This is a genomic window from Pseudomonas sp. TWI923, assembly GCF_039673365.1.
GTDB lineage: Bacteria > Pseudomonadota > Gammaproteobacteria > Pseudomonadales > Pseudomonadaceae > Aquipseudomonas > Aquipseudomonas sichuanensis.
In genome coordinates this window covers 1-10,575 of record NZ_JBDJLM010000112.1, presented here as the reverse complement: position 1 = coordinate 10,575, position 10,575 = coordinate 1, and the positions used below count along the sequence as shown (strand labels likewise).

Sequence of the window (10,575 nt, the reverse complement as noted above, 5' to 3'; positions counted from 1 at the left end):
CTCCCCCCATCGCGGGCAACGCCCCCCCCCCCCCCAACCCCTCCGGGGCGTGGGTGGGGGCAGCCCCCGCGATGCTTTTGGGGTGTCAGTGCTTCATGCCGAGTTCGGCATCATCCATCAGCGCTTTGGCCAGGGCGCTCAGGTAATAGGATGCCCAGAGCAGCTGCGGCTTCTCTTCCATGATCCCGGTGATGGTCAGGTCACGCACACAGCCCATCAGCTCCGATGCCTGGTCGCGGGCGTGCTGGCAAGGGATGCCGGGTTCGATGCAGAACAGCGGGGCGGTCATACCCTCGCCTTGGTAGAACTTGGTCTTGCCGACGGTGGTTTGGGGTGTGGTGTCGATTGTCGTCATTGTTTGATTCCCTGAAGTTTTCCGGTGCCTGTGCGGGCCTCATCGCTGGCAAGCCAGCTCCCACAAGGTGAGGCGTGCGTCATATCTGTGGGAGCCGGCTTGCCGGCGATGAGGCCCGCCTGAACAACACAGCGCTCGCGGCCTAATGCATCGCCTGCTGCTGCGCCGGCATCTGCACCTGAATCAGTGCCGATTCGAGCAACACCCGCAGCGCTTCGGTCTCGTGCATCGCCGTCATCAACAAGACCGAAACGGGCGACTTGGGCTGCAGCAGCATCGCCTGATGGACCACGGTCACTGCGCACAGGGCGTACTCGGTGGCCTGGATCAGGGTGTCTTCAAGGGAATGATGGTTGTGGGGTGGGTCGGGGACGATCTTCAGCATGATGAATCCTCAATTTGAGATGGAACCATCACCATTCGCTGTCAAACAAAGGGTGGCAGCTGTACATGGGTTGACAGACCGGTCAAATAGAGGAAACCCGGCGCACCCGAAGATGCCCCACGCACAGCCGCCATAAGGGCATAGCCATACGGTCGTATTTGAGTCGGCCTGTCAAAGCCGGTCGCTGCATTCGCAACGACCGCCCGAGACTAGTGACCAACCCACAGCACCGCAATGGCTTGAAAGGGGGCAGAAGTATGTTTGGGAAATGGACTACAGGGAATAGGGGAAGTCTCGGGATTTGCGTAGGAAACGCGGCAGAGGTAACCCTTGGTTCCAGCGCTTCCAGGTCCATAGCTACGATCGCATGAGGGCGTCCAAGCGCTGGGCGAAAGCCTTGCAGCGCCTACAAGATCGAGCGCCGCCCGCGCGGCGCTTCGCGGGTAAACCCGCTCCCACAGTTTGTTTCGGGCCAGTCTTTCCTGTGCCATCACCTGATCCGCCTTGTTGGTACGACGCGGTTTCAGTGTGGGCGTTGCCGCCGCCCCGCATGACTCAAGGCATGCACCAAGGCAGGCGCCGATACTTTCACAGGAATAATTGGCCCGAAACAAACTGTGGGAGCGGGTTTACCCGCGAAGCGCCGCGCGGGCGGCGCTCGATCTCACAGGCGCTGCAAATCTTTCGGCGAACACCTGGCAGCCCTCACCTAATCCCCCTCCGAAAACGCTGCCTTCTAAAGCCATATCACCCAGACCAATTAACCTGTTCCCCACACCAAGCCCCAACCTAGACTCGCCGCACCCCGACCCAGGAATGCCGCCATGTCCGAGCAACTCCTCAGCAGCCGCAACCTCGCCTTCGAACTCTACGAAGTCCTCGACGCCGAGGCCCTGACCCAGCGCCCGCGCTTCGCCGAGCACAGTCGCGAAACTTTCGACGCGGCACTGACCACCGCCCGTACCATCGCCGAAAAGTACTTCGCCCCGCATAACCGCAAGGGCGACGAAAACGAGCCACGCTACGTGGACGGCCGCGCCGAACTGATCCCGGAAGTGAAGCCAGCAGTCGACGCCTTCCTCGAAGCCGGCTTCCTCAACGCCAACCGCGACTTCGACGTCGGCGGCATGCAGCTGCCAAGCCTGGTATCGCAAGCCTGCTTCGCCCACTTCCAGGCTGCCAACGCCGGCACCACGGCCTACCCGTTCCTGACCATGGGCGCGGCCAACCTGATCGAGAGCTTCGGCACCGAAGAACAGCAGCGCCTGTTCCTGCAACCGATGATCGAAGGCCGCTACTACGGCACCATGGCCTTGACCGAGCCCCACGCTGGCTCCTCGCTTGCCGATATCCGCACCCGCGCCGAGCCTGCCGGCGATGGCAGCTACCGGCTCAAGGGCAACAAGATCTTCATCTCTGGCGGCGACCACGAGCTTTCGGAAAACATCGTGCACATGGTCCTGGCCAAGCTGCCGGGCGCACCGGCTGGTGTCAAAGGCATCTCGCTGTTCATCGTGCCCAAGTACCTGGTAAACCCCGACGGCAGCCGGGGCCCGCGCAACGATGTGCTGCTGGCCGGGCTGTTCCACAAGATGGGCTGGCGCGGCACCACCTCCACCGCACTGAACTTCGGCGACAACGGCCAGTGCGTCGGCTACCTGGTCGGCCAGCCGCACCAAGGCCTGGCCTGCATGTTCCAGATGATGAACGAAGCGCGCATCGGCGTCGGCATGGGCGCGGTGATGCTCGGTTACGCCGGCTACCTCTATTCGCTGGAGTACGCCCGCCAGCGCCCGCAAGGCCGCCTGCCGGACAACAAGGACCCACACAGCCCGGCCGTGCCGATCATCGAGCACAGCGACGTGAAGCGCATGCTGCTGGCCCAGAAGGCTTACGTGGAAGGCGCCTTTGACCTGGGCCTGTACGCCGCGCGGTTGTTCGACGACACCCACACTGCCCCCGAAGAACACGCCCGCCAGCAAGCCCAGCAACTGCTCGACCTGCTCACCCCGATCGTCAAATCCTGGCCCTCGACCTTCTGCCTCAAGGCCAACGAGCTAGCGATCCAGATCCTCGGCGGCCATGGCTACACCCGCGAATACCCGGTCGAGCAGTACTACCGCGACAACCGCCTCAACCCGATCCACGAAGGCACCGAGGGCATCCAGTCCCTCGACCTGCTGGGCCGCAAGCTGGCGCAGAACGGCGGCGCCGGGCTCAAGCAACTGATCCGCCTGATCGCCGGCACCTGCGAGCGCGCCAGCCATCAGCCGAACCTGGATACCCTGCGCCAGCCGCTGGAGCAGTTGGTCAATCGCCTGCAAGCGGTCACCCTGGCCCTGCTCGGCGACCTGGCCCAAGGCAAGGTCGCCGGAGCACTGGCCAACTCGGCGTTGTACCTGAAGGCCTTCGGTCACTGCGTGATCGGCTGGCGCTGGCTGGAGCAGGCCATCCATGCCGAAGTCGGCCTGCTCAAGGGCAGCGACCGCGACTTCTACCAGGGCAAGCTGCAGGCCGCGCGTTATTTCCTCACCTGGGAAGTACCGGGCTGCCATAATGACCTCGCTTTGCTCGAGGCCCGCGACGATACGTGCCTGGGCATGCAAGAGGGGTGGTTCTAGGGGGAGCCACCGCGCCAACGGAGGTTTCCCATGTTCGATTCCAGCGCCCTGCTGCGCCAGCGCTTCGCCGCGTTGCGCAGCACGGCCGAAGTGTTCTCGCTTCGCCACGTCAAGCAATCGCACCAGTCCCTTTCAGTACGCCGCAATGTCGCCGAGCCGCCGCACTTCAGCCAGGATGAAGGCGCCATGCTCACCGTGCGGGTCAACGGCGTCGAGGCCTACGCGGCCACCGCCGACCTGTCGCAAAGCGGCCTGCAGCGCGCCCTGGAACAGGCCGAAGCGCTGGCCCGGCGCATCAAGGCCCATAGCCTGCTCGACCTCAGCGGCCAAGCCGCCCCGAGCGAGCGTCATGACCACGTTTCACCCAACTTCGACCAGCCCCTGCCCAACCTCGCCGACTGCCTGGACCTGCTGGCCGCAGAATCCGCCAGCGTGCCCAAGGACAGCCGCCTGGTGGACTGGCAGGCCAGCCTGGGCATCAGCCTGGTCGAGCAGACCTACCTGAACTCCGCCGGCGCCGAGCTGCGCCATGCCCAGCGCTTCGTCTACCCGGGCCTGGGCGTCACCGCCAGCGACGGCCAGGACAGCCAGAGCCGCACCCTGGGCCGCGACAACTTCGGCCAGCAAGGCAGCGTCGAGGTGATCGAGCGCTGCGGCCTGGTCGGCGCGGCCCGCCGCGTGGCCGACGAAGCCCTGCAACTGCTGCTGGCGCCCAACACGCCGAGCGGCACCCGCGACCTGCTGCTGATGCCCGACCAGATGATGCTGCAGATCCACGAGTCCATCGGCCATCCGCTGGAGATGGACCGCATCCTCGGCGACGAGCGCAACTATGCCGGCACCAGCTTCGTCAAGGCCGCCGATTTCGGCCACCTGCAATACGGCTCCACGCTGCTCAACGTGACCTTCGACCCGACCATCGGCGAAGAGCTGGCCAGCTACAGCTTCGACGACGACGGCTCCCCGGCCTGCAAGCAGTTCCTGATCCGCAACGGCTTGCTGGTGCGGCCGCTGGGCGGCGCGCTGTCGCAACTGCGTTCGGGCCTGGACGGCGTGGCCAACAGCCGTGCCTGTGGCTGGAACCGCGCGCCGATCGACCGCATGGCCAACCTCAATATCGAGCCGGGCGACCAGCCGCTGGAACAGCTGATCGGCGCAATCGAAAACGGCATCCTGATGCGCACCAACCGCTCATGGTCCATCGATGACGCCCGCAACAAGTTCCAGTTCGGCTGTGAATGGGGCCAGTTGATCGAGAACGGCGAGCTCAAGGGCGTGGTGAAAAACCCGAACTACAGAGGCATCTCCGCCGATTTCTGGCGCAACCTGTCGGCGGTGGGCGATCGCAGCACCTTCCAGGTACTGGGCACGCCCAACTGCGGCAAGGGTGAACCCAACCAGGTGGTGCGGGTCGGCCACGCCTCGCCGGCCTGCGTGTTCCGCCAGATCGACGTATTCGGAGGGGACGCCTGATGAGCACCTATCAACAACGCTTCGAAGACCTGCTCGGCGCCCTGCGCGATGCGCTGCAACCCGGCGAGCAGTTCACCCTGGGCTACAGCGCCGAACACTCGCAGTTCGTGCGCTTCAACCATGCCAAAGTGCGTCAGGCCGGGCTGGTCAGCCAGGCCAGCGTGCAGCTGCGGCTGATTCGCGATGGCCGCCAGGCGGAGCAGCAGATCACCCTGGGCGATGACGCCGAGCTGGATCGCCAGCGCCTGCATGACGGCCTCGGGCAACTGCGTCAGACCCTGCCGCTGCTGCCGGTCGATCCGTACCTGAGCCTCGACGAGAGTGCCTGGCACAGCCACAGCCTGCTGGAGCAGCCACTGCCCGAGCTGGATGAAGTGCTGGCCTTGGTCGAGCGCGAGGCCAACGACCTGGACCTGGTCGGCATCTACGCCGCCGGCCCCATCTGCCGCGGCTTCGCCAGCTCGTTCGGCGCCTTCGGCTGGCACCAGGCCAATAGTTTCAACTTCGACTGGAGCCTGTTCCACGCCAACGGCCAGGCGGTCAAAGCCAACTATGCAGGCCAGGCCTGGAGCGGCGAGGCCTTTGCCGCACGCCTGCGCCTGGCCCGCGAACAGCTGCAACACCTGGGCCGCCCGGCCATTACCCTCAAGCCCGGCAACTACCGCGCCTACCTGGCGCCGGCGGCGATGGACGAGATCGCCGGGATGCTCTGCTGGGGTGGTTTCTCCGCCCAGGCACTGGCCACGGGGAACAGCTCGCTGCAACGCCTGTACAACGGCGATGCACGACTGAGCTCATTGGTGAGTTTCAGCGAACAGGTCAGCGGCTCGTTGAGCCCGGCGTTCTCCGACGAGGGCTCGCCGCGTCGCGACCTGCTGCTGATCGGTGAAGGCCGGGCACTGGAACGGCTGGTGAGCGCCCGCAGCGCCGCCGAGTTCACACTTCAGGCCAATGGCGCCGACAGCTACGAATCGCCATGCGCACTGAGCCTGGCGCCGGGCAATCTGCCCAGCGCGCAGATCCTCGAACGCCTGGGCACCGGGCTGTACATCAGCAACCTGTGGTACCTGAACTACTCGGACCTGCCCGCGGCGAGGATGACCGGGCTGACCCGGTTCGCGACGTTCTGGGTGGAAAACGGGCAGATCCAGGGGCCGGTGAGCACCATGCGCTTCGATGACAGCCTTTACAGCCTGCTGGGCAGCCAGCTCGAAGACCTGACCCAGGAGCGCGAGATGATCCTGTCGACCAGCACTTATGGGCAGCGCAGTACCGGGTCGAGTCATCTGCCAGGGGCTTTGGTCAAAGGGCTGACCCTGACATTGTGATCGGCAGGACCGGCCTCATCGCTGGCAAGCCAGCTCCCACACTAACCGGCATTCGCTGCCCCAGTGGGAGCCGGCTTGCCGGCGATGAGGCCGGCACAGGCAACCCAGGACATTGAGGTAACCCATGCCCGAACGCGCCCCACTGGACCCCGTCACCGCCCGCTGGCTCCCCTGGGTGGTGGCCATCGCTTTCTTCATGCAGTCGCTGGACGGCACCATCCTCAACACCGCGCTGCCGGCCATGGCCCGCTCGCTGGCCGAGGACCCCTTGCGCATGCAGGGCGTGATCATCGCCTACATGCTCACCGTGGCGCTGCTGATCCCGGCCTCGGGCTGGATCGCCGACCGCTTCGGCACCAAGCGCATCTTCTTCAGCGCGATCCTGCTGTTCAGCTTCGGCTCGCTGCTGTGTGCCATGGCCAACAGCCTGGGTTTCCTGATCTTCGCCCGGGTGGTGCAGGGCCTGGGCGGGGCGCTGATGCTGCCGGTAGGCCGGTTGGTGGTGCTGCGCGCCTACCCGCGCAGCGAGCTGGTGCGCATCATGAGTTTCATCACCATCCCCGGCCTGCTCGGCCCGCTGCTCGGCCCGACCCTCGGCGGCTGGCTGGTGGAAATCCTGACCTGGCACTGGATCTTCCTGCTCAACCTGCCGGTGGGCGCCCTCGGTTGCTACGCGGTGTGGAAGTTCATCCCCGACCTGCGCGGCGCCGAGCGTACCCGCTTCGACGGGCCGGGCTTCGTGCTGTTCGGTGCGGCGATGGTGCTGATCACCATCGCCATGGAAGGCCTGGGCGAGCTGCACCTGCCGCACCTGCGGGTGATGCTGTTGCTGTTCGCCGGCATGGCCTGCCTGGCCGCGTACTGGCTGCGTGCCGGGCGTGACCCGGAGCCACTGTTCTCGCCGTCGCTGTTCCGCGTGCGCACCTTCGCCATCGGCATCCTCGGCAACCTGTTCGCCCGCCTGGGCAGCGGCGCCCTGCCCTTCCTGGTGCCGTTGCTGCTGCAGGTGGCGCTGGGTTACTCGCCGGCCCAGGCGGGCATGAGCATGATCCCGCTGGCGGCGGCAGCGATGCTGGCCAAGTCGGTCGCCCGGCCGCTGATCGAACGCCTGGGCTATCGCATCGTGCTCACCGGCAATACCTTGCTGCTGGGCCTGCTGCTGGCCAGCCTGGGGCTGGTCGATGAACAGACGCCCTATGCCCTGCTGCTGGTGCAACTGGCGTTGCTCGGGGCGGTGAACTCGATGCAGTTCACGGCGATGAACACCGTGACCCTGATCGACCTCGACGACGCCAGCGCCAGCAGCGGCAACAGCCTGCTGTCGGTGGTCGCGCAACTGTCGCTGAGCCTGGGCGTGGCCTGCGCCGGTGCGCTGCTCGGCGGTTTCACCGCTGCCGGCAGCGCCGAAGGCGTGGAAAGCACCCTGGGGGCGTTCCAGCTGACCTTCGTCACCATCGGCGTGATGGCCATGCTGGCGGCGGCGATCTTCCTGCAACTGGCGCCGACAGACGGAAGGCGCGCTCGTCGTCCGGAAGAGCACGTCGAGTCGTAGGGCGAATGGCCATGAGGCTGGTAGACTGTGCGACATTTTTCGCTTCGCACCGTAGGCCCGCCTCGTGACCGTTGAAACCACCGCCTTTGCCACCCTCCCGCTGTCCGCCGCCATGCTGGCCAACCTGGACGCCCTGGGCTACGCCTCGATGACCCCGATCCAGGCCCAGAGCCTGCCGGTCATCCTCAAGGGCCAGGACCTGATCGCCCAGGCCAAGACCGGCAGCGGCAAGACCGCCGCCTTCGGCATCGGCCTGCTCAATCCGATCAACCCGCGCTACTTCGGTTGCCAGGCGCTGGTGCTGTGCCCGACCCGCGAGCTGGCCGACCAGGTGGCCAAGGAGCTGCGCCGCCTCGCCCGGGCCGAGGACAACATCAAGATCCTCACCCTGTGCGGTGGCGTTTCGCTGGGCCCGCAGATCGCCTCGCTGGAGCACGGCGCGCACATCATCGTCGGCACCCCGGGGCGCATCCAGCAGCACCTGGACAAAGGCACCCTGGTACTCGACGGCCTCAACACCCTGGTGCTCGACGAAGCCGACCGCATGCTCGACATGGGCTTCTTCGACGCCATCGCCAGCATCATCGGCAAGACCCCGTCGCGCCGCCAGACCCTGCTGTTCTCGGCCACCTACCCGGCCGGCATCGAGCAATTGGCCAAGGACTTCATGCGCCAGCCGCAGCAGGTGAAGGTCGAGGCGCTGCACAGCGACAACCAGATCGAACAGCGTTTCATCGAGATCGACGCGCAGCAGCGCCTGGAAGCCGTGACCCGCGTGCTCGGCCACTACCGCCCGCAGTCCTGCCTGGCGTTCTGCTTCACCAAGCAGCAGTGCGAAGACGTGGTGGCCCACCTCACTGCCAAGGGCATCGTTGCCCAGGCGCTGCACGGCGACCTGGAGCAGCGCGACCGCGACCAGGTGCTGACCATGTTCGCCAACCGCAGCAGCTCGGTTCTGGTGGCCACCGACGTGGCCGCCCGCGGCCTGGACATCGATGGCCTGGACATGGTCATCAACGTCGAGCTGGCGCGTGACGCCGAGATCCACGTGCACCGCGTCGGCCGTACCGGCCGGGCTGGCGAGAAGGGCGTGGCGATCAGCCTGGTGGCCCCGGCCGAGGGCCACCGCGCCCAGGCCATCGAAGACCTGCAGCAGAAGCCGCTGCGCTGGGAGCAGTTGGACAACCTGAAGAACAAAGGCGGCGAGCCGCTGCTGCCGGCGATGACCACCCTGTGCATCGGCGCCGGGCGCAAGGACAAGCTGCGCCCGGGCGATATCCTCGGTGCGCTGACCGGCGATGCCGGCTTGCCGGGCAAGCAGGTGGGCAAGATCGCCATTTTCGACTTCGTGGCGTTTGTCGCCGTGGAGCGGGCGGTGGCCAAGCAGGCCATGCAGCGCTTGAACAGCGGCAAGATCAAGGGTCGCGCCCTGAAAGTCCGCATTATTTAAACCGATCAGCAGATCGCTCGTGGGAGCGGGCTTGCCCCGCGATGGCGTCAGCAGGGCCAACATCATTGCCTGCACCACCGCATCGCGGGGCAAGCCCGCTCCCACGCTTCCCCCTACTTTGCCAAAGGTTCCAACCGTGCACTCCACCGACGTGATCATCCTCGGCGCCGGCGCCGCCGGCCTGATGTGCGCCCAGCTCACCGCCCGCCGTGGCCGTCGGGTGCTGCTGCTCGACCACGCCAACAAACCGGGCAAGAAGATCCTCATGTCCGGCGGCGGGCGCTGCAACTTCACCAACATGTACACCGAGCCTGCCAACTTCCTCTCGCACAACCCGCATTTCTGCAAGTCGGCGCTGGCACGCTACACCCAGTGGGACTTCATCGAGCTGGTGTGCAAGCACGGCGTGCCGTACCACGAGAAGAAGCTCGGCCAGCTGTTCTGCGACAACAAGTCCAGCGACATCCTCGACATGCTGCTGGCCGAGTGCGACGCGGCTGGCGCCGAGTTGCGCATGAACACCAGCATCGAACAGATCGAGAAAACCGAAGGCGGCTACCGCCTGCAGACCAGCGCCGGCCCGTTCGCCTGCCAGTCGCTGGTGATCGCCACTGGCGGCCTGTCGATCCCGACACTGGGCGCCACCGGTTTCGGCTACCAGGTCGCGCGCCAATTCGGCCACCAACTGCTGCCGACCCGCGCCGGGTTGGTGCCGTTCACCATCACCGAGCCCCAGCTCAAGGCACTGTGCACCGAGCTGTCCGGCACCTCGCTGGACTGCACCGCCAGCTGCAACGGCACCAGCTTCCGGGAAAACCTGCTGTTCACCCACCGCGGGCTGAGCGGCCCGGCGATCCTGCAGATTTCGTCGTTCTGGGAGGCCGGCGACACCGTCGAGATCAACCTGCTGCCCGACCGCGATGCCCTGGAGTGGCTGCAGGGCCAGCAAGTCGAGCGCCCCAACAGCGAGCTGAAGACCGTGCTGGGCGAGGTGTTCACCCGCAAGCTGGCCAACCTGCTGGCCGAGCAGTGGTTCGAATCCAAGCCGCTGAAGCAGTACACCCCGGCCCAATTGGCCGAGGTCGCCGACAAACTGGCGGCCTGGCAGGTGGTGCCGGCGGGCACCGAGGGCTATCGCACCGCCGAGGTGACCCTGGGCGGCGTGGATACCCGCGAGGTGTCGTCCAAGACCATGGAATCGCTGAAGAGCCCCGGGCTGTACTTCATCGGCGAGGTGCTGGACGTGAGCGGGCACCTGGGTGGTTTCAACTTCCAGTGGGCCTGGGCTTCGGCCAACGCTGCGGCGCAGTTCGTGTAGAGTAGAATCCATTCAGCAGCACGGAACGCTTCTTGCTGGTCTGTGTTGTGACGGGTGCAAAACCATCGCGGGGCAAGCCCGCTCCCACAAAGG

Annotated in this window: 8 protein-coding genes; 6 read left to right on the top strand and 2 right to left on the bottom strand. The window is 65.9% G+C overall.

Going from position 1 to position 10,575, the window contains the following annotated elements; genetic code table 11:
• Nucleotides 1-85: 85 nt before the first annotated feature.
• Together ABE459_RS24550 and ABE459_RS24545 are read right to left on the bottom strand one after the other, a co-directional pair.
• A complete protein-coding gene (locus tag ABE459_RS24550; RefSeq protein WP_125465795.1) occupies nucleotides 86-355 on the bottom strand; it encodes a DUF3077 domain-containing protein in 270 nt (89 codons plus the stop codon).
• 142 nt (nucleotides 356-497) lie between these two features.
• On the bottom strand, nucleotides 498-740 hold the full coding sequence (locus ABE459_RS24545) for a hypothetical protein (RefSeq protein ID WP_125465796.1): 243 nt from the start codon (nucleotides 738-740) through the stop codon (nucleotides 498-500).
• An 824-nt stretch (nucleotides 741-1,564) separates the two neighbouring features.
• Between ABE459_RS24545 and ABE459_RS24540 the strand changes: the two genes are divergently transcribed.
• From ABE459_RS24540 to ABE459_RS24515, 6 genes are all read left to right on the top strand, one after another.
• Nucleotides 1,565-3,361, top strand: a complete 1,797-nt coding sequence (locus ABE459_RS24540; protein ID WP_323830453.1) for an acyl-CoA dehydrogenase — start codon at nucleotides 1,565-1,567, stop codon at nucleotides 3,359-3,361.
• A 30-nt stretch (nucleotides 3,362-3,391) separates the two neighbouring features.
• The gene (locus tag ABE459_RS24535; RefSeq protein ID WP_323830454.1) at nucleotides 3,392-4,834 is read left to right on the top strand and encodes a TldD/PmbA family protein; all 1,443 of its coding nucleotides are present in this window, start codon (nucleotides 3,392-3,394) and stop codon (nucleotides 4,832-4,834) included.
• Nucleotides 4,834-6,162: a TldD/PmbA family protein gene (locus ABE459_RS24530; RefSeq protein ID WP_323830455.1), complete on the top strand. Its 1,329-nt coding sequence runs from the start codon at nucleotides 4,834-4,836 to the stop codon at nucleotides 6,160-6,162. Before ABE459_RS24535 ends, ABE459_RS24530 begins: the two co-directional genes overlap by 1 nt.
• A 124-nt stretch (nucleotides 6,163-6,286) precedes the next feature.
• Complete coding sequence (gene mdtD / locus ABE459_RS24525) at nucleotides 6,287-7,714, top strand: multidrug transporter subunit MdtD (protein ID WP_125465800.1); 1,428 nt, start codon at nucleotides 6,287-6,289, stop codon at nucleotides 7,712-7,714.
• 112 nt (nucleotides 7,715-7,826) lie between these two features.
• Entirely contained in the window at nucleotides 7,827-9,164 is a 1,338-nt protein-coding gene (dbpA, locus tag ABE459_RS24520; RefSeq protein ID WP_346648158.1) for an ATP-dependent RNA helicase DbpA, read from the top strand.
• Nucleotides 9,165-9,300: 136 nt separating this feature from the next.
• Nucleotides 9,301-10,482: an NAD(P)/FAD-dependent oxidoreductase gene (locus ABE459_RS24515; RefSeq protein WP_125465802.1), complete on the top strand. Its 1,182-nt coding sequence runs from the start codon at nucleotides 9,301-9,303 to the stop codon at nucleotides 10,480-10,482.
• Nucleotides 10,483-10,575 lie beyond the last annotated feature (93 nt).

What these genes read in the sequence shown, in the direction of transcription:
- ABE459_RS24545 (WP_125465796.1), bottom strand. Translation starts at nt 740, where the DNA reads ATGCTGAAGATCGTCCCCGACCCACCCCACAACCATCATTCCCTTGAA.
- mdtD (WP_125465800.1), top strand. Translation starts at nt 6,287, where the DNA reads ATGCCCGAACGCGCCCCACTGGACCCCGTCACCGCCCGCTGGCTCCCC.
- ABE459_RS24535 (WP_323830454.1), top strand. Translation starts at nt 3,392, where the DNA reads ATGTTCGATTCCAGCGCCCTGCTGCGCCAGCGCTTCGCCGCGTTGCGC.
- dbpA (WP_346648158.1), top strand. Translation starts at nt 7,827, where the DNA reads ATGCTGGCCAACCTGGACGCCCTGGGCTACGCCTCGATGACCCCGATC.
- ABE459_RS24550 (WP_125465795.1), bottom strand. Translation starts at nt 355, where the DNA reads ATGACGACAATCGACACCACACCCCAAACCACCGTCGGCAAGACCAAG.
- ABE459_RS24530 (WP_323830455.1), top strand. Translation starts at nt 4,834, where the DNA reads ATGAGCACCTATCAACAACGCTTCGAAGACCTGCTCGGCGCCCTGCGC.
- ABE459_RS24540 (WP_323830453.1), top strand. Translation starts at nt 1,565, where the DNA reads ATGTCCGAGCAACTCCTCAGCAGCCGCAACCTCGCCTTCGAACTCTAC.